This is a genomic window from Streptomyces sp. NBC_00454 (assembly GCF_041434015.1).
In the GTDB taxonomy this organism is placed as follows: domain Bacteria; phylum Actinomycetota; class Actinomycetes; order Streptomycetales; family Streptomycetaceae; genus Streptomyces.
Genome location: NZ_CP107907.1, coordinates 2,284,369 through 2,302,808 on the forward strand (window position 1 = coordinate 2,284,369; position 18,440 = coordinate 2,302,808).

The 18,440-nt window shown below is 72.5% G+C and carries 20 protein-coding genes; 8 read left to right on the forward strand and 12 right to left on the reverse strand.

The features are described from left to right. Positions 1-12 precede the first annotated feature (12 nt). The 8 genes from OHU74_RS10605 to OHU74_RS10640 form a co-directional block, all read right to left on the reverse strand. Complete coding sequence (locus tag OHU74_RS10605; RefSeq protein WP_371615658.1) at positions 13-2,145, reverse strand: acyl-CoA dehydrogenase; 2,133 nt, start codon at positions 2,143-2,145, stop codon at positions 13-15. A gap of 105 nt (positions 2,146-2,250) precedes the next feature. Further along, positions 2,251-4,191 (reverse strand): serine/threonine protein kinase, encoded by a 1,941-nt coding sequence (locus OHU74_RS10610; protein WP_371615659.1) that lies wholly within the window; start codon positions 4,189-4,191, stop codon positions 2,251-2,253. A gap of 145 nt (positions 4,192-4,336) precedes the next feature. After that, positions 4,337-4,924 (reverse strand): hypothetical protein, encoded by a 588-nt coding sequence (locus OHU74_RS10615; RefSeq protein ID WP_371615660.1) that lies wholly within the window; start codon positions 4,922-4,924, stop codon positions 4,337-4,339. 8 nt (positions 4,925-4,932) lie between these two features. Beyond that, positions 4,933-6,690 (reverse strand): alpha/beta hydrolase, encoded by a 1,758-nt coding sequence (locus OHU74_RS10620; RefSeq protein ID WP_371615661.1) that lies wholly within the window; start codon positions 6,688-6,690, stop codon positions 4,933-4,935. 7 nt (positions 6,691-6,697) lie between these two features. Further along, the gene (locus tag OHU74_RS10625) at positions 6,698-7,144 is read right to left on the reverse strand and encodes a hypothetical protein (RefSeq protein WP_371615662.1); all 447 of its coding nucleotides are present in this window, start codon (positions 7,142-7,144) and stop codon (positions 6,698-6,700) included. Between the two features lie 129 nt (positions 7,145-7,273). Then, positions 7,274-8,332 carry a phosphotransferase gene (locus tag OHU74_RS10630; RefSeq protein WP_371615663.1) on the reverse strand — a complete coding sequence of 353 codons (1,059 nt, stop codon included), beginning with the start codon at positions 8,330-8,332 and terminating at the stop codon, positions 7,274-7,276. A gap of 66 nt (positions 8,333-8,398) precedes the next feature. Then, the gene (locus OHU74_RS10635; RefSeq protein WP_371615664.1) at positions 8,399-8,659 is read right to left on the reverse strand and encodes a DUF397 domain-containing protein; all 261 of its coding nucleotides are present in this window, start codon (positions 8,657-8,659) and stop codon (positions 8,399-8,401) included. After that, complete coding sequence (locus OHU74_RS10640; protein WP_371615665.1) at positions 8,619-9,467, reverse strand: Scr1 family TA system antitoxin-like transcriptional regulator; 849 nt, start codon at positions 9,465-9,467, stop codon at positions 8,619-8,621. Before OHU74_RS10640 ends, OHU74_RS10635 begins: the two co-directional genes overlap by 41 nt. A gap of 84 nt (positions 9,468-9,551) precedes the next feature. Here OHU74_RS10640 and OHU74_RS10645 point away from each other — a divergent pair, with 84 nt between their 5' ends. Continuing rightward, positions 9,552-10,025, forward strand: coding sequence for an ATP-binding protein (locus tag OHU74_RS10645; protein ID WP_371615666.1), 474 nt, complete (start codon positions 9,552-9,554; stop codon positions 10,023-10,025). Here OHU74_RS10645 and OHU74_RS10650 read toward each other — a convergent pair. Then, positions 9,979-10,719 (reverse strand): hypothetical protein, encoded by a 741-nt coding sequence (locus OHU74_RS10650; RefSeq protein ID WP_371615667.1) that lies wholly within the window; start codon positions 10,717-10,719, stop codon positions 9,979-9,981. The genes OHU74_RS10645 and OHU74_RS10650 overlap by 47 nt on opposite strands. A 77-nt stretch (positions 10,720-10,796) precedes the next feature. Between OHU74_RS10650 and OHU74_RS10655 the strand changes: the two genes are divergently transcribed. From OHU74_RS10655 to OHU74_RS10680, 6 genes are all read left to right on the forward strand, one after another. Next, a complete protein-coding gene (locus tag OHU74_RS10655; protein ID WP_371615668.1) occupies positions 10,797-11,690 on the forward strand; it encodes a LysR family transcriptional regulator in 894 nt (297 codons plus the stop codon). A 25-nt stretch (positions 11,691-11,715) separates the two neighbouring features. Continuing rightward, positions 11,716-12,405, forward strand: a complete 690-nt coding sequence (locus OHU74_RS10660) for a DUF4937 domain-containing protein (protein WP_371615669.1) — start codon at positions 11,716-11,718, stop codon at positions 12,403-12,405. A 44-nt stretch (positions 12,406-12,449) separates the two neighbouring features. Beyond that, a complete protein-coding gene (locus OHU74_RS10665; protein WP_371615670.1) occupies positions 12,450-13,091 on the forward strand; it encodes a class I SAM-dependent methyltransferase in 642 nt (213 codons plus the stop codon). A gap of 130 nt (positions 13,092-13,221) precedes the next feature. Further along, positions 13,222-14,199, forward strand: a complete 978-nt coding sequence (locus tag OHU74_RS10670) for an N-acetylmuramoyl-L-alanine amidase (protein ID WP_371615671.1) — start codon at positions 13,222-13,224, stop codon at positions 14,197-14,199. Between the two features lie 147 nt (positions 14,200-14,346). After that, entirely contained in the window at positions 14,347-15,186 is an 840-nt protein-coding gene (locus OHU74_RS10675; protein WP_371615672.1) for a hypothetical protein, read from the forward strand. 124 nt (positions 15,187-15,310) lie between these two features. Further along, a complete protein-coding gene (locus tag OHU74_RS10680; protein ID WP_371615673.1) occupies positions 15,311-16,321 on the forward strand; it encodes an LLM class F420-dependent oxidoreductase in 1,011 nt (336 codons plus the stop codon). 52 nt (positions 16,322-16,373) lie between these two features. Here OHU74_RS10680 and OHU74_RS10685 read toward each other — a convergent pair whose 3' ends face one another. The 3 genes from OHU74_RS10685 to OHU74_RS10695 all read right to left on the reverse strand — a co-directional run bounded on the left by OHU74_RS10685 (position 16,374) and on the right by OHU74_RS10695 (position 17,879). Beyond that, entirely contained in the window at positions 16,374-16,766 is a 393-nt protein-coding gene (locus OHU74_RS10685; RefSeq protein ID WP_371615674.1) for a hypothetical protein, read from the reverse strand. Between the two features lie 111 nt (positions 16,767-16,877). Further along, the gene (locus OHU74_RS10690; protein WP_371615675.1) at positions 16,878-17,300 is read right to left on the reverse strand and encodes a hypothetical protein; all 423 of its coding nucleotides are present in this window, start codon (positions 17,298-17,300) and stop codon (positions 16,878-16,880) included. Positions 17,301-17,366: 66 nt separating this feature from the next. Next, entirely contained in the window at positions 17,367-17,879 is a 513-nt protein-coding gene (locus OHU74_RS10695; RefSeq protein ID WP_371619637.1) for a hypothetical protein, read from the reverse strand. Between the two features lie 254 nt (positions 17,880-18,133). Here OHU74_RS10695 and OHU74_RS10700 point away from each other — a divergent pair, with 254 nt between their 5' ends. Continuing rightward, positions 18,134-18,436, forward strand: coding sequence for a hypothetical protein (locus OHU74_RS10700; RefSeq protein WP_371615676.1), 303 nt, complete (start codon positions 18,134-18,136; stop codon positions 18,434-18,436). The last annotated feature ends 4 nt before the right edge of the window (positions 18,437-18,440 follow it).

The window sequence follows — 18,440 nt, forward strand, 5'->3', positions numbered from 1 at the left end:
AAGCCCCTTCGGTCAGTCCCTGGGAAGGCCGAGAATGCGCTCGGCGACGACGTTGAGCTGGACCTGCGTGGTACCTCCGGCGATGGTCAGGCAGCGGGACATGAGCATCCCGTGGACGGCCCGCTTCCCCACCGCCTCGCTCACCGCTCCCGCCGGGCCGAGCAGTTCCAGCGTGAGCTCGGCGGTCCGCTGCTGGTGCGGGGTCTGGACGAGCTTGCGCACGGACGCACCCGCGCCCGGCTCCAGGCCGGAGACCTGCTGGAGGGTGGTGCGCAGCCCGATGCAGGCCAGTGCGTGCGCCTCGGCGGCCAGCGCTCCGATCCGCACCCGGTACCCGCCGTCGAGGTCGCCCGAGCGCGCGAGCAGCGCTTCCAGGCCGGTGTCGAAGGTCATCTGGTCGGCCATGTGGACGCGTTCGTTGCCGAGGGTATTGCGGGCGACCTTCCAGCCGCCGTCGGCGGCCCCGACCAGCGCGTCGGCGGGGAGCGGCACGTCGTCGAAGTAGACCTCGTTGAAGAGGGCTTCGCCGGTGATCTCCTTGAGCGGCCGGATGTCGATGCCGGGGGTCTTCATGTCCACGATGAAGTAGCCGAGCCCCTTGTGCTTGGGCGCGTCCGGGTCGGTCCGGGCGAGCAGGATCCCGTAGTCGGCGCTCTGCGCGGAACTCGTCCACACCTTCTGGCCGTTGATGATCCAGGAGCCGTCGCCCGAAGCTGCCCGTTCCGCTCTGGTGCGCAGCGAGGCGAGGTCGGAGCCCGCTCCCGGTTCGGAGAAGAGCTGGCACCAGGTGACGTCCCCGCGCAGCGTCGGGAGCAGGTAGCGCTCCCGCTGCTCGGGGGTCCCGTAGGCCAGCAGGGAGGGTACGACCCAGGTGGCGATCCCGAGGTCGGCGACCTTGACTCCGGCTGCTTTGAGCTCCTGTTGCACGACGAGCTGTTCGACGGGCCCGGCGCCGAGTCCGTACGGGGGCGGCAGGTAGGGGGCCGCGTATCCGGTGGGTGCCAGGATCCGGCGGGCGGCGGCCGGGTCGAGGCCGCGCGCGTCCTCGATGACGGTACGGGCCTTCGCGCGGTGCTTCTCGGCCCGCGCGGGCAGTTCCAGGCGCAGCTCGCGCCGCGCTCCGGCCGCCGCGAGCCGCACGGCTCGCGTCCGGTGCCCGTCCCCGGATCCGAGCAGCTGGCGGGCTACGAGTGCCCGCCGCAGGTAGATGTGGGCGTCGTGTTCCCAGGTGAAGCCGATCCCGCCCAGCACCTGGATGCAGTCCTTGGCGCAGGAGTAGGCGGCGTCCAGCGCGGTTCCGGCGGCCAGCGCGGCGACCAGCGAGCGCACTTCGGCCGGCTCCCGCATCGCCTGCGCGGCGTCCCAGACCAGTGCCCGCGCCTGCTCCAGGCGCACCAGCATGTCGGCGCACAGGTGCTTGATCCCCTGGAACTGGCCGATGGGCCGCCCGAACTGCTCGCGGACCTTGGCGTACTCGGCGGCGGTGTGCAGCGCCCAGGCGGCGGTGCCGCAGGCGTCGGCGGCGAAGAGCACGCAGGCGAAGTCCCGTACGAGCGCGGCGTCGAGCTCCAGCAGCCGGCCGGGCCCGGCGGTGACCCCGCGGGCCTGGACCTCGGCGGTGGGCCGGGTCGGGTCGGCGCTCTCGTGGGTGCGGATGTCCAGCGCGACGGAGTCGACGGCGAACCAGCGGGTCCCGTGCGCGGTTTCGGCGGCGAGCAGGACGAGGTCGGCCTCGCCCGCGCCGAGCACGGGCGGCGCGATCCCGTCGAGCAGGTACCCGCCCTCCACGGCCACGGCGGTCAGGTCCCCGGACCCGAGCGCGACGGCTCCGACCCGCCCTCCGAGGGGTTCGGCCCCGGCCCGGTCCAGGAGTACGGAGGCCAGCGCGCTCGGCAGGTACGCCCCGGGCAGCGCCGCCCGGGCGGCCTCCTCGACGGCGACGGCCAGGTCGAGCAGGGTGCCGCCCTCCAGGTGCGGCTCCAGCAGCCCGGAGGCGAGCAGCCCGTCCCAGTAGGCGGGCCGGGAGCCCGTCTGCGGCGGGGTGTCGAGGAGCTTGCGCACCTCCTCGGGCGGCACGGTCCGCGCGACCCAGCCGCGCACGGCTTCGGCCAACGCCCGCTGTTCCTGTGTGATTCCGATGCCCATGCGCGGCAGAGTAGAACACGTTTCATTCTGACGGAAGGTCAGAACTGAAACGTGTTCTCACTTCTGCGATGCGGCGGCGTGCGGCCGCCCCGCGGCCCCGGCGGGTCAGCGTTCGTAGTAGTAACCGTCGCCGTGCGAGGGCCCCACGTTGTGCTGGATGCCGATCGGCTCGCTCTTGGTGAAGAACGACGCGTCCAGCGTCCCGCAGAACTGGCCGTTGGACTTGGACTGGTCCAGCGCCGCCGAACTGATGTTGATCCGGCTTCCGCCGGAGCCCACCGACACCACCTTGGCCATGTACTCGCAGTGCCCCATGGTGTCGCTGATCAGCCGGACGGCCCCGGAGCGGGTGATGATCACCGTCTCCGGCTGGCCGATGTTGAAGTCGGCCTTGTAGGTCCAGGTACCGGCGAAGTACGAGGGGACCGCGTCGCCGCCGGACGAGCCGCCGCTCGGCGATCCGCCGCCGCTCGGGGAGCCCGACCCGCTCGGGGAACCGGAGCCGCTCGGGGAGCCGGAGCCGCCCGGCGTGGACCCGGTGCCGGAGCCCCCGGCGACGGCCCCGCCGCCCTTGCTGGCGCCGCCTCCCGCACCCGCGCCACCCGCGCCGGCCGCTCCGCCCGGGGTGCCGGCGCCGCCGGGCGTACCCGCGCCGCCACCCGCGTCCGCGGCTCCGCCGACCTGGCCCGCCTGGGCGGGGTCGGTGGGGGCCGGGGGGCTCTGCGAACCGGGGGCCGGCGAACCGCCCACCGCGGAGGGCGAGCCGCCGCCGGGGGTCACGGGCGCAGTGCTGGCCGGGGGCGAAGCCTGCTGACCCTTGGCGTCACCGCCACCGAACGGCTGGATCAGGGCCACCGTGCCACCGCCGACCGTGAACACGAGGACGGCCGGTACGGCCACGGTCCAACGCCGCCGGCGGGCCTGCCGCTCGCTCCCGGAAGTCGCGCCCCCGGCCGCCGGCCCGACCACCGGATCCGTCGCCGGATCGGCTACCGGCACGGCAACGGCCCCGGCAGCGCCGTCCTTCGCCCGCAGGTCGAGCGTCGCCCGGTCGGTGCGCCCGGAGCCGCCCTCCGGCGCCGGCTCCCGCGCGGGCTCGGCCTCCGCGTCGAGCAGCCGGGCCGCCTGCTGGGCCAGGCGCGCCACCACCTTGGGCGGCAGCCAGGCCCCGCCGAGCTTCTTCGGGCGGACCCGCTCGGGATCCTCCAGCAGCTCGTCCACGCCGGGCCGTTCGTCGACGCTCTTGGTCAGGCAGCGGCCGATGAACGCCCGCAGGGCCTCGTCCTCCACCTTCTCCAGGGCCGGCTCGCCCTCCACGATCTGGAACATCACCGCGTGCTGGTTGCTGGCCCCGTGCCCGAACGGCAGCTCGCCCGTGGCCGCGTACACCAGGACGCAGCCGAGGGTGAACACGTCGCTCTTCGCCCCGGCGCGCTGCCCGCGCACCTGCTCGGGCGACATGAACCCGGGCGAGCCGACGACCAGGCCGGTGCTGGTGAGCAGGGACTCGACGGAGGTCTCCAGGGCGCGCGAGATGCCGAAGTCGATGACGCGGGTGCCCTCGACGGTCAGCATCACGTTCGACGGCTTGAGGTCGCGGTGCACGATCCCGGCCGAGTGGATGTCCGCCAGCGCGTGCAGCAGGCCGTCGGCGAGGGCGTGTACGGAGTCCACGGGCAGGGGCCCGTGCCGGCGCACGATCTGCTCCAGCGAGAGCCCGGGAACGTACCCGGTGGCCACCCAGGGCCGGTCGGCGTCGGGGTCCGCGTCCAGGACGGGCGCGGTGTACCGCTCGCCGACTTTCCGGGCGGCGTCGATCTCGCGGCGGAAGCGGGCACGGAACTGCTCGTTCGAGACGTGCTCCTCGTGCACCACCTTCACGGCGACCGTCCGCCCGCCCTCGGACCGGGCCAGGAACACCCGCCCCATGCCCCCGGCGCCGAGCCGCCCGAGCAGCAGGTACGGCCCGATCCGGGTCGGATCGCTCGCCGCGAGCGGCTTTATGCCGCCGTCGATGTTGTCGTCGTCGCTCAGTCCGCTGCCCATGCTGCCCGTCCCCCGGTGATCCCTGCGGCCGTCCGACCGGCCTGGCCGCCGCTCGAACCCGCCTCAGGGTAGAGGCAGTTCGTTGCAGGATGAAGGCAAGGGTGGTCGACACCACAGGGTCCCGGGACGGATCTCGGACCCGCCGTCAGTTCTCCCCGTTCAGGTCCGTCCCCTCGGGCGCCCTGAAGTAGGCCGAGACCACGTGCACGATGATCCCGGACTCCGTGCTCGCGGACGGGGCGTTCTTCGCCGGGTCCACGGCGGTCGAGAGGACCACGTTGAGCGAGAACGGTCCCTCCTGCGAGTCCGCCGTCAGTTCGAGGTTCTTCGCCGGGCTCGAGTTGGGGCCGTACGCCTTGATCTTCCAGCCGTGCTGCGGCAGGGCCTCCTTGAGGCGCTGGAAGCCCTGGGTCAGCTCCTCGTCCGAGGTCCCGTAGACCGACCACGGGTGGTTGATCATGAAGAGGTGGTCGGGGTCCTTGGAGTTGAGGGAGACGCTCGCGCCGCCCGGGGTCGTCTTGGCGTTCTTGATGCCGATCAGGTCGTAGATCTGGCTGGAGACGGCCTTCGTCTTCGTCCGGGCGTCCTCGACGGACAGGACGGTCGGCGTGTAGGCGAGACCGGCGTTGGCTTTGTCCACGGTGTTCGAGCATCCCGTCATGAACGTGGTGAGCGTGGTGAGGGCGAGCGCGACGGCGAGGGCCGTGGCGGCCCGGCCGGGGGTGCGGGGCATGTGCGGGGTCACTCCTTGACCTGGTCGTACCGGCCGACGACGACCGCGGCCTGGTTGTGCAGGCTCTGCGTGTTGCTGTTCCAGTAGTCGCTGTGACCGCTGGTGTCGGTCTTCATCCGGTGCGCCCCGAAGGCCTCGTCGGAGGGCACCGTCTCGATGTATCCGGCATCGTACGGAATCCCGTGCCAGGTCTGGACGCCCCATTTGTGGCCGCCCAGGCCGGCGATCTTGCCGCCCAGCGGGACCGGGTCGTCGCCCGCGGCCTCGGCGTAGACGTGGTCCTTGCCGATGCCGAGGTCGCGCGCGTCCCCGACCAGCATGCCGGGGCTGCCCGCGACCACGATGTCGTCGGCGCCCAGATGGCCCTTGAGGGTCGCGTCGCCGACCACCGTCGAGCCGTAGCTGTGGCCGATGACCGTGGTGTGGCTCGCGTCCGGACCGCCCTGCGCGGTCGCCAGTCCGTCCATGAACTGGTTGAGCTTGGGCGCCCCCTCGTGCGCGAAGTGCTTCTCCATCGCCTCCGGCACGATCGACTGGGGTGCGTCGTAGCCGAGCCAGGTGATGGTGGAGGTGCTGGGCGAGCCGGGGAACCCCTGGGTGTCGTTCCACAGGTTGGTCATGCGGTTGATGTCGCCGCCGATGCCCTCCAGCTTGGAGGTGGTGCCGGGGACGTACACCGCGGTGTTCTTGGCGGTGTCCGGATTGCCGTTGGCGATGATCGCGTGGCCGTTGCCCTTGGTGTCGAAGCCGAGCAGGTAGGCCTGCGGGAGGCCCTCCTTGCCCGTGTTGTCGAACCGCTTCTGGATCGCGTCCATGCCCTTGAGCTGGGCGTTCAGGCGGTTCTTGGAGTCGTTCCAGGTCCGCCAGGCCGGGTTGGTGATGGCCACGGGGTAGGAGCCGGACGGGTTGGCGATCATCTTCGACGGTTCCGGACCCAGGTTCTGCAGGTCGATGTCCACCTGCGCGTGGCTCTGCGCGAGGACCATCCGGTTGGCATCGTCCCGGACGGGCGACGGCAGGCCGTCGAGCGCGCCGATCCGCTCCGGATAGAGGGTGGAGTACTCGTCGCGCTGCTCCTGGGTGAGCCCGTCCCACCACGCGCGGTTGTCGGCGGCCGACTTGTCGTGGGGAATGGCCGACTCGGGCAGGAAGTGCCCGGTCGCTTTCTGGACGTCCTTGGTGTCCTGGGCCGCGTCGGTGAGCATCGCGTCGGTGACGTCCAGGCCGGGGGCGGCCTTGAGCTTGCGCAGGGTGCCCGCGTACCGGCCGTCGATCTCGTTCGCGTCGCCGACCGCGCCCGCGATGCGGTCCGCGATGTCCTGGGCCTTGGCCTGGTTGGGGTCGGGCAGCAGGGGCGGCCTCGGGCTGTCGGTCGCCCCCTGGGCCGGGACGGTAAGGAGCGGGACCGGCGCGGGGAAGTGCACCGAGCCGTCGGCGTTGACCGTGAACTTGAGGTTCACGGCGTCCTCCAGGGCCTGGTTGAGCTTCTTCTGCGGTCCGGCGAGCTCGGTGGCGAGTCCGTTGAGCGCGGTACGGATCAGCCCGCACTCGGAGTGCAGGTACTGGTAGTTGCGGCTGAGCCGGGACAGGTCGCCGACGGCCGCCTTCGACGCGTCGCTCTCCTGGGTCTCGTGGAGCTTGCTCAGCATCTCGTTGTCGACGCGGCCCTTGGCGGCGTCGGCCCGGCTGCTGACCTTGCCGTAACCGTCGGCGGCGGTGGTGTAGTCGGAGAGCTTCAGATCGCGCAGCTGCTGCCAGGTGGGCACGGCGGCGTCACCGGGCCCGGGGGGACGGGGAGGGCTGCGGGGTGGCGGCCTTCAGGTTGGCGCCGACCTGGTCGTCGGTCTCGCCGAAGGACTTGCCCACGGTGTGCAGCGCCTCGGAGAGGCGGTCGCACTCCCCGCGCACGCTCGTGAGGCGGTCCTTCCAGGAGCCCCCTATTTCGGCGAGCGCGGCGGTCGCGTCGAAACCCGTGGCGCCGCCGGAGCCTTCCTTGCCGTCGTGGCCGAGGTCGGCGATGGCCTCGTTCGAGCTGGTCCGCAGTTGGGCCGCGACTCCAGAGGCGCTGGTCCAGGGCTGCTTGCTGAACTGGATCCCCGGCCCCCCGCCGTCACCGGCGGCGGCCGCGCTGGCCAGGGTCATGCGCGCACCGCCGCCCTGCGCCGGCACCGGTCCCGGGTCGGCGCCGAAGATCTCTTCCCACTTCGCGCTCAATGCCATGGCTCCACGCTTCCCCCGTCGGCCGTCTCGGTGGCGTCACGCCGCTGCGGCGCGGCGGACAGCGTAGCGGGAACCCCTGTGCGGTCAAGCAGTCGTGGCAGGGGGCCCGTCGCCGAGGCCGGGCCTGCCCTAGAACCAGGGGCGGGCCTCGGGCGCGGGCAGCGGACGCAGCTTCGGCCAGCGTTCGAGCAGGCGGCCGGCCAGGGCGGAGCCGAGGCGGCCGACGGCGTGCAGGTGATCGTGGTCGCGGGTCATGTCGGCGACCGCGCCCAGACGGTGGACGAGCCGCTCGCGGGCGGAGACGTAGCCCCACGTGAAGTCCTCGGTGAGCACCCGGGCGAGCTGGTCGACCGTCCCGCGGTGGGCCCGCTCGACGAGCGCGTCGCCCTGGATCAGCCAGCCCGCGCACGCGTCGGCGAGGTCACCCGGCACGTCCTTCCCGGTGAGGCCGCGCCAGGTGCTCCGGTAGACGTCCTCGACCTCCGCGAGCGGGGTCGCGGTGACCGACATGGCGCACCAGCAGGTGGGGAAGCCGATGCGGAAGTAGGCGAGTTCGTTCAGGCCGTTGCCGAGCGAGGCCCGCTCGAAGTCGACGAAACGGACGCCGTCGGCCGTACGCAGGTCATTGCCGGGGCAGGGGTCGCCGTGCAGCAGCGCATGGTGCGGGCCGGGGTCCAACCGGTCCAGGAGACCGGCGAGTTCATCGGGAACCGTGGACGGCACGGGCACGTCGAGCGCCCTGGCCAGGGCCAGGAAGGACTCCGCGTCGGAGGCCGTGGGCCCCGACCAGACCGGTAGCACCCCCGCGTCTGCGGGCCCGGTCAGGGCGTGCAGCCGGGCGAGTGACTCGGCGTACCCCGGCATCCAGTCGTCCGTCTTGCCGAGGTCCTCCAGGTGCTCGAGGACCATCACCCGCGAGGACGGGTCCGTGGCGAGCACCTCGGGGGCCACGGCGGGCCCGGAGGCCCGCCCCGCCAGCCGCAGCCCGGCGACCTCCCGCGCGAAGCGCGTGTCCGCGTCGGCACCCGTGTCCCCGTCGTCGGTGACCTGCTTGACGATCACCAGCCGCCGGTCGGCCAGCCGCACCCGCCACACCCGTGACCGCGGACTGCTGTCCAGGAGTTTGCTCTGCTTGGGGGTGCCCACGGTGGAGAGCAGCGCCTCGTTGAACGGAACACGGTTCAGCATGCCGATGAGCGTAGCCGCAGCTTCGCACGCGCGAACGAGCGCCCCGACGTGGTGGCCACCGCGGGGTCAGAGCCCGCGGACGAACACCGCGAACGCGTCGGGGGTGACGGTGAAGGCCGGACCGTCGGGGTTCTTCGAGTCGCGCACGGCGATCCGGCAGGGCTGGGTGGCTACCTCTACGCAGTTGCCACCGGTGTCACCGCTGTACGAGGCCTTGCGCCAGGCGGTGGCGCCGAGGGGCGCGCACTCGACGCAGTCGCCGCCGGTGTCGCCGCTATACGAGGACTTACGCCACTGCGCGCCCGTCAGGTCCTGGATGCTGTCCATAGCGTTCCTCCATCACACGGGCGATCCGCGCCTCCGAGTCCTCCACGGAGAGGGCGGCGGCTTGCAGGTGATCGTAACGGCTCGAACCCTCCCGGAGGGCCTGGGGATTGGCCGTCATATGACCCTGGATGAAGTCCTCTGTGTAGACCAGATCCGGATCGTCGTCGAACCGCAGCAGGTTGAACGAACCCATCACCCCCGCATGGGCACCCACCTCAAAAGGCAGGATCTGCACCTTCACCCACTCCCGCCTCCGGAGGTCCAAGAGGTGCGCGAGTTGATCCCGCATGACCTCCCGGCCACCGATCTCCTGGTGCAGGACGGCCTCGCTCAGCACCACCCACATCAGCGGCGGGTGCTCGCGGTCCAGGATGCGCTGCCGCTCGATGCGGGCGGCCACCTTCCCGTCCAGGCCCTCTTCGCCCCGTACGCCCAGGATCGCCCGTGCGTACGCCTCGGTCTGCAACAGCCCGTACACCAGCTGCGCCTGGAAGGTGGAGATGTACGTGGCCCGCGCCTCCATCTCCGCGTACGCCTGGAACCACGTGGGCAGCTGGCTCCGTAGCACCAACCCCACCAGCCGGGAGAAGACGCCCCCGGTGCCGAGCGCCGCGTCGACCCGTTCCGAGAAGTCCCGGGTCGGTACTTTCCTCGCCGTCTCGATCTGTCCGATCAGGGAGGGAGTGCAGAAGACGATGGCCCCCAGCTGCCCCTGTTTCAGCCCGGCTTCCTCCCTGAGGCGGCGCAGTTCGGAGCCGTAGTAGTCCAGCGGAGACGCGCTGGGATCGAGATCGCGGATGTTGACCATGGAGCGGTCACCCCCAAGTGCACACCGTGCGGCGTTCGTTTCGGTCCATAGCCGAGCGTAACCACTCCGCTCCAGCCTGGTGACATGAATCTCACAACCGGGCACTCATCAGGCGAAGTTGCGGGCAGTTACCGCATGGGCTTCACCGTCGGTCACCATTCCGCCCGCCACATGCGCCGCATCCTGCGGATGTACCTCGCCCAGTGGGACCTCGCCGGGCTCTCCGACGCCGCTGAGCTCGCCCTCACCGAGCTCGTCGCCAATGTCGTACGCCACGTCCCCGGCCGCGGCTGCGCCGTGCTCATCCTCCGCCGGCCGGACGGGCTCCGCGTGGAGGTGTCGGACGGCTGCCCGGCGCCCCCACGGGTGGCACGCGAGACGGGCGACGGGGAACTCACCGAGGGTGGTCGCGGGCTTCTCCTCGTCGAAGCGGTGGCGGACCGCTGGGGCACGGACCCGAACTCCACGGGCAAGACGGTGTGGTTCGAGTGCGACGCCCCTCCCCCGGCGGCTAGCGGGTCCGGGCGTGGTCCACGGCGGCAGCGGCGAGGCCCGTGATGAACGGGTGGGCGCGGGTGCCGTCGCCGTCGAGTTCGGGCTGGAAGAGGGTGGCCAGGAAGAAGGGGTGGGAGGCGAGTTCGGCGATGCGGATGTCGCCGGATTCGTCGGTGCCGGTGAAGGTCATGCCGTGGGCCCGCAGGAGGTCCAGGTGGTGGGGGTTGGGGCCGTAGTTGCAGTGGTAGCGCGCCACGGTCCGATCGGCGCCGAGCAGCCGGGCGGCGCGGGAGCCGGGGGTGACCCGTACGGTGCCTTCGTGGCCGACGAGCGAGCAGGCCAGCGGGACGACCACGGCGTCCTCGTCGGCCGTCCCCGGGTCGTTCTCGGCGTGGCCGGCCCGGTCCAGGCCGCAGACGGTACGGGCGAACTCCAGCAGGGCGTGCTGGAAGCCGCCGCACGTGCCCAGGAAGGGGATGCCGTTCTCGCGGGCGTCCTGGATCGCCGTCAGCACCCCGCCCTCGCTGCGGTACGGGCTGCCGGGCAGTACCCAGACCGCGTCGAAGCCGTCCATGCCCTCGCCGGCCTCCTCGGTGGGGATCCAGTAGGCGTCCAGGTCCAGCCCCTCGCGCAGGCGCAGCGCCTCCAGCAGGCCGGGGACGCGGGCGTGGGAGCGGACGGCGTCCGAGCGGTCCGCGATCAGGGCGATGCGGGCGGTGTGGTGGTTCGTGTCGGTCTTGCCGTGCGTGTCGTTCATGGGAGCCATCCTGCGATCCGTCCTGGCATCAGGTCCAACGATGATCCCTGGTACTCCCATAAGCGATACTGATGCTCATGGATCCGCATCTGCTCCGCACCTTCGTCGCGGTCCTCGAACACCGCTCCTTCTCCACCGCCGCCTCGGTCCTCGGCTACACGCAGTCGGCCGTCTCCCAGCACATCGCCGCGCTCGAAGCCGACCTGGGCACCCGGCTGGTCGAGCGCCGTCCCGTCGCGCCCACGGCAGCGGGCCTCCGGCTGATGGAGCACGCCCCCGCGCTGCTCCTGCGCCTGGACGCGGCCCGCGCCGACATCGCGCGACTGCACCGGGCCCCCGACGCCCGGCTGACGCTGGCCTGTTCCCCCGCGGCCCTCGGCCCGGCCGTCGCGCGGGCCCTCGCCCGGCTGCACTCCAGCGGCCCCGTGGAGATCGAAGTGCGCGTCCTGGGGCGGAAGTCGGTGATCGAGGAGGTGCTGACCGCGCGCGCCGACCTCGGACTCGTCGACGGCGTGGCCGCACCCAGCGACCCCCTGCCGCTGCCGGACCTCGGCCCCACCGTGACCCTCGCCGCCGCCGAGGAACCCCTGGCCGTGCTCTTCCCCGCCGGCCACCCGCTGGCGCGGCGCACGGCGGTGCGACTGACCGACCTGGCCCAGGCCCAGTGGATCGACGCCCCGGACACGGCCGTCCCCCTCGACCGGCTGCGCGCCGTCTGCGGCGCCGGCGGATTCCTCCCCCGGATCCGCCACCTCGGCACCGACGTCCACGGCCTGGCCGCCCTCGCCTCCGCCGGCCACGGCCTCGCCGCGCTCCCCCGGTCACTGGCCGCGACCCTCCCCGGGGTCACGGCGGTCCAGGTCCGCGCCCCGCGCCTGGTCCACCGCACCGAGCTGCTGCACCCCGCCGGCCCCACCGGGCCCGCCCGACGGCTGGCCGCCCTCATCACCGACCGGACCCAAGGGCGCTGACCGGGGCTCCTGTTACCGTTCCGGCGTGCTGACGAAGTGGATCCGCTGCGAGGTGACCGACCGGGCCGGGTTCGATCGCGCCCAGCGGGGATGGACCCGTTTGAGCCGGCTGCCGGGCTTTCTGGGCCAGCGGGGAGGCTGGAGCGGGGCCGGGACGGCGCACGTGCTCGCCTTCTGGGCTGACCAGCGGAGCTATGACCGCTTCATGGCCGACGACCACGACGAGTTGGCGGCAGGGCAGCACCGCACCTTCGACGAGATCGACGTCCGCCTCTTCGAACACTGCCAGGACATCGGCGAGAACCTCGCGCTCGCCCCCGGTTCGGGCCTCGTGCGACTGGCCCACTGCACGGTCGCTCCCCACCGGACCGAGCGGTTCGCCCGAACCCAGGCCTCGGTATGGACTCCCGGGATGCACAGCGCCCCCGGTTTCCTGGGAGGCGTACTCGGACAGCGGGACTCCGCCGAGTTCCTGGTCCTCAGCCAGTGGACTTCGCAAGGCGCCCATGCGCGCTACCGGGCCGAGCGGTTCCCCGCGCTCTTCGACCGGGCCGCCCCGTCCGAGGACCTCACCGCCATCACCGGCCACCTGATCGCCCTCGACCCCGCCTGGTCGGTCCCGCCTGCCGGATCGACGCCGCCCCCCGGGGCCGTCCGCGTAGCGGCTCCGCGCAGCGTCCCGCCGACCCGGGCATGGCGTCCTACCAGCGGGTAGGGCAGCATGGGCCGCCGACGCACCCCACCCGCAGGAGGAACACCATGGCCAGCCCCAAGCCGGAGACCCTCGCCGCCTTCGAGGCCGCCAAGGGGTTCATGCCCGTAGGAGAAGGGCTCGCGCTGTACGAGGCCGCGGCCGGTGCGGCGCGGCTCGGGCTGCCGCTGCTGGAGGTCGGGACCTACTGCGGGCGGTCCACCATCCTGCTCGCCGACGCCGCCCGCGAGGCCGGGGTCAGCGCGCTGACCGTCGACCACCACCGGGGCAGCGAGGAGCAGCAGCCGGGCTGGGAGTACCACGACCCGAGCGTCGTGGACCCGGAGATCGGCCTGATGGACACCCTGCCCACCTTCCGCCGGACCCTGCACAAGGCCGGCCTGGAGGACCACGTCATCGCGATCGTCGGCCGCTCCCCGCAGGTCGCCGCAGCCTGGGGCGGCAAGCTCGGGCTGGTCTTCATCGACGGCGGGCACACCGACGAGCACGCGACCGGGGACTACGAGGGCTGGGCCCCGCACGTCGCCGCGGGCGGCACGCTGGTGATCCACGACGTGTTCCCCGACCCGGCCGACGGCGGCCAGGCCCCGTACCGCATCTACCTGCGCGCCCTGGCCTCCGGCGCCTTCGAGGAGGTCTCGGTGACCGACTCCCTGCGCGTGCTGCGGCGCACCGGCGAAGGCATCTGAGCCGCCGGGACCCCAGCACTACGGGGCAGGGCCGGGCATCCGGCCCCGCCGCCCTGGCATATAAGCGCACCGCGCCCCCGGATGGCCCATGGTCCGCACACCCGACCGACCCCCGGTCTAGCATCGCCGGGTGCGCAACGACGACAGCCCCCCGCCCCCCGAGTCCGCCTCCTCGGTCAGCCCGGACCGGCCCTGGTACGCGCGCCGGTCCACCCTGGCCGTCGCGGTCGCCGCGCTCGCCCCCGCCTGTCTGGCGGGGTGGGTGCTGACCGAGGTGCTCGGCGGGTCCGCCTCCGACGACTCCCGCCCGCCCCGGATCGTGATGCCGCTCGCGGCCTCCAAGCAGGCGACCCCGGCCCCCACGGCCTCCCCCGCCCCCGCTCCGGCCCCGGGCGGATCCGGAGCCGCCGCGACCACCCCGGCGGCCAAGCCCCTCGCGGGCCGCGTCGTGGTCATCGACCCCGGCCACAACACCGGCAACTTCAAGCACACCACCGAGATCAACCGCCAGGTGGACATCGGCACCAACCTCAAGGAGTGCGACACCACCGGCACCACCACCAACGCCGGTTACATGGAAGCCGAGTTCAGCATGGACGTCTCGCGGCGTCTGCGCACCGTCCTGGAGGCCAAGGGCCTCAAGGTGGTCCTCACCCACGAGGCAGGCACGGAGCGCCCCTTCGGCCCCTGCATCGACGAACGCGCCCGGATCGGCAACGAGGCCCGCGCCGAAGCCGTCGTCTCGGTCCACGCCGACGGGGTCTCGGCGGGCAACCGCGGCTACCACGTCATCCTCCCGGCCAAGGTCAAGGGCGGCGGCGCGGACACCGCGCCGATCGTCGAGTCCTCCCGCCGGCTCGGCGAGCGGATCGCCGGGAACTTCGCCCGCACCACCGGTTCGGCGCCCGCCAACTACCTCGGCAGCGGTACCGGATTGGTGATCCGCGACGATCTGGGCGGACTGAACCTCTCAACTCGCCCCAAGGTGTTCATCGAATGCGGCAACATGCGTGACGCCAAGGACGCGACGCAGCTGTCGAGTCCGGAGTGGCGGCAGAAAGCGGCTCAGGGCATCGCGGACGGCATCGTCGGGTTCCTCGGCGGGTAGGTGCGACGGGACCGTCCCCCGGGACGGTCCGCCGCCCCGATCCTCCCGGTCGCGGTAGACCTCCGTACCATGGTGCCGCCCGCCACTCCGTCATGGCGTGCGACCACGGCACCACGAGACGACGAGACCGAGAAGGACACACCAGACGTGAACATCCGCTCCCTCACTCGAGGCGACGGCGTGGTGATCGGAGCAGCGGTACTGCTGTTCATCGCCTCGTTCCTCGACTTCTACTCCAGCAACCGCGTCGACATGCCGAGCGCCTGGGACACCGACTACAGCGGGCTGGCCCTGCCCTCGGTCTTCCTGATGGGCTTCATCGCCGCCGGGCTGCTGATCGCCACCCGCTTCCAGCCCGAGTCCCGCAAGGTCGCCGGCCTGCCGCTCCAGGCCTGGGGCACCGTGCTGGCCGTCTCCGCCCTGTGGTCCTCCCTCTGGGTCCTGATCACCTGCCCGACCGGGGTGGACCTGGGCCCCGGTTCGGTCATCTCCTTCCTCGCCACCCTGGCGCTGGCGGGCGTGGTCCTGTTCGGCGCGAAGGTTCCGGCCCTCGCGGGCCAGCTGGTGCCCGAGCCGAAGCCGGCCGGCGCCGTCGCGCCGTCCCCGTACGGTGCCCAGCCGCAGCCGGGCGCCGGGTACGGGTACCCGGGCCAGCAGGAGCCGCAGCCGTACGGGGCCACCCCGCAGCCGGTCCCGCCCTACGGCGGCTCCCCGGAGCCCGCTGCGGTCCACCAGGACGCCGCCCCGGTCCACCACGACGCGGTGGCCGCACCGGCCCCCGCGGCCGAGTTCACGCCATTCTGGTTCGCCGTTCCGGTGGCCCGGCCGCTCTTCGGGGAGGACGGCAACCCCGCTCCGATCGCGGAGCTCGCGCCCGGCACCTGGTACCTGGCCGTGGAGCAGCGCGGTCCGGCCACGCTGATCGCGCAGACCCAGGACGGCCGTCGCGGCGTCCTGAACGACACCTCGGGGATCCAGCGCGGCTGACCCCGGCACGAAGCTGCGTAACCCCACAGCGGCCCCCCGCCCTTCCGGGTGGGGGGCCGTTGCCCTACAGTCACCTGACGCATCGTCAGATAAGGCTGAACCGGCATCGCGGAGGGGACCGTACATGCGCCTCGGACTCGCACTCGGCTACTGGGGCCGCGGCCCCAACCCGGACCACCTGGACCTCGCCGCCGAGGCCGAGAACCTCGGCTACGACTCGGTGTGGACCGCCGAAGCCTGGGGATCGGACGCCTTCACACCCCTCACCTGGATCGCCGCGCACACCTCGCGCATCCGCCTGGGCACCGCCATCGCGCAGATGGCCGCCCGCACCCCCACCGCCACCGCCATGCAGGCCCTGACCCTGGACCACCTGTCCGGCGGCCGCATGATGCTCGGCCTCGGGCTCTCCGGACCGCAGGTGGTCGAAGGCTGGTACGGGCGCCCCTTCCCCTCCAGCCCGCTCACCGCGACCCGCGAGTACGTGGACGTCATCCGCCAGGTGCTGCGCCGCGAGGCCCCCGTCGAGCTCGACGGCCGCTTCCACAGCCACCCCTACCGGGGCGCCGACGGCACCGGCATCGGCAAACCGCTCAAACCCATCACCCACCCGCTCCGCGCGGACCTGCCCGTCCTGCTCGGCGCCGAGGGCCCCAAGAACATCGCCCAGACCACCCGCATCGCGGACGGCTGGCTCCCGCTCTACTGGTCTCCGACCCGCACCGACGTCTACCAGGCCTCGCTGGCCGAGCTCCCCGAAGGGTTCATGATCGCCCCGATGGCGCGGGCCAAGGTCTGCGACGACGTCGCCGAGGGGCTGCTGCCCGTCAAGGCGATGCTCGGCTTCTACATCGGCGGAATGGGGCACGCGGCCCGCAACTTCCACGCCGACCTCATGGGGCGGATGGGCTACGAGGAGGAAGCGCACCGGATCCAGGAGCTGTTCCTGGCCGGGCGCAAGGAGGAGGCCGTCATGGCCGTCCCGGACGCCTTCGCCGACGAGATCTCCCTGATCGGCCCCCGGGAACGGATCGCGGAACGCCTCGAACTGTGGCGCAAGGGCCCGGTCACCGACCTGCTCCTGACCGCCCCGGACCCGCACACGCTACGGGTGCTGGCGGAGCTGAACAGCTAGGCCGGCGGCGGGCAGCGTCCGCCCGAGGCGGGACGCTGCCCGGCGCGACCGGCTAGACGAGCTTCGCGATGTCCTTGTGGACCGCTTCGGGCCCGCCGTCGTGGTAGGCGGCCAGGCGCACCTTGAGCTGGTACCCCTTGGGCGCCTTGATGACCCGGTTGAGGGTCTCCTCCAGGGTGCCGCCGTGGCACGCGGGCTCGGCATTGAGGGCGGCCCAGCCGTCCCCCGTGTCCTTCGGGTCGTTCCACTCCACCCAGACGCAGTCGGGCTCGCCGGAAGCGGCGGCCAGCGAGATGATCCTGACCGAGTTCACCGTGCCGTCGACGCGCTCGTAGGTGACGGTCGCGGTGTTGTGGTGGATGCCGGTACCGGCCTCCAGGACGACCGGGCTCGCCAGGGTGTCGGCAGTGGCCGGAGCCGCTCCCGCGGCTACCGTCGCGGCCATCACCGCGACTGTGACAGACAGGGCAGATAAGCGCATGTTCCGTCTCCACGAAGCTAGTTGAGGAGACCTCACCCTAGCCGCGGGTACGGAATCGCACCCCGACGGCATCCGTCAATCGTTGGCCGGAACCGAACCTCCGAGCGCTCCCGGGGCCGCCTCCGGCACGGCCTCGAGCAGCTCGCGCAGGTCCAGCGGCATCACGGCGATCTCGATGCCGGGGGCGACTCCCTCGTACGCGCAGGTCACGATCCGCGAGCCGGGGTTGATGGAGATGCCCTCCTTCACCGAGGGCACCCGTACGCCGGTGGCCCGGGCGCCGGTCAGGAGGACGGGCTCGCCCCGGCTGGGCTGCCAGCGGGGCGCGCCCTGGTCGGCGTACACCCGGCCGCTGCGCCAGCGGCCGGCGCCGGCGGGGTGCCGCGCCATGCACGGGATCCCGGGTACGGGGGCGGTGGCCCGGCGCTGGAGGTGCTTGCGGCGCAGGAGCCAGCCGGCACCGGCGGCGGCACCGGCGAAGAACACGTACTCGATCACCCCCTCATTGAAACAGGCCGGACCGGAACAATCCGGTCCGGCCCGTTTCCATGAGCGGTCTGCCGGTCAGCCGGTCAGCTGGCCCGCGCTCGGGACCTTGTCGGTCACCGTGGCGCCGGCGCTCTTCCCGGCCTCCTTGACGCCGTTGATGATGTTCTCGAAGGCGCCGATGTCGGAGTCGCCCGCCTGGCCCTTGCGGAGCTTGGAGCCGAGGCCCTTGAGGGAGTCGATGCCCGCCGTCAGCGGGCCCACCGCCTTCGACAGCAGCGGGTCGCCCTTGGCGTTCTCGCTCGCCGCCTTCAGCCGGTTGTACGCGAAGGCGCCCGCCAGGCCCGCCTTGACCAGCGCGAACTTACGGCCCTTGGCGCCCTTCTTGAACTTGCCGTCGCGGTACGGCTTGATGATCCACTGGTAGGTGGCGCCGGCCGCGAGCCCCGCATTGGCCACGAAGCGCGTCTTGGCGAACTTCTGCTTCTCCTCCGCGCTGCTGCTGGCCGAGGGCGAGGCGCTCGCGGCGGCGGCCGCCGCCTCCGCGTCCTCGGCCGAGGCCGCCGCGTCCGCCTCGGCGAAGGCGGCCATGGCGACCGAGATGTCCTCGCTCTGGGCCGCGGTGTCGTCGCCGCCGGAGCCGCAGGCGGTGGCGCCGCCCAACAGGGCGCAGGACAACAGCACCGCCGTCAGGGCGCGGCGGAATCGTACGGTTCGGGTGGGAAGGGACACGGGTTGCCTCCGGGGACTGAGGTGTCCCCCGCAGCCTCACCCGGGTCCCGCGACTGCGCCACCCGGGGGATCCGTTCGGGTTTACCCGGCGCGGCGGCGGCAAGACGCGCTTCATGCCCACACACACGCGAGTGCACACCCGAGGAAGCAACCAGGCGGGCCGCGTCGTCGCGGTCGTGGCCGACGTCATGGCTTTCCTGATCGCCCTGTGGATCCTGCTGTACCTGCTGGATGCCAACCAGGGCAACGCCCTGGTGGACTTCATCCACGACGCGGCGACATGGCTGGCCGGCTGGTCGTACGACCTGTTCACCTTCAGCCGCGCCTGGGTCCAGGTGGTGGTCGGCTACGGCATCGCTGCCGTCGCCTACCTGGTCATCGGCCACGCCGTGGCGGGCCGGCTGTACCGCCGCTGAACCC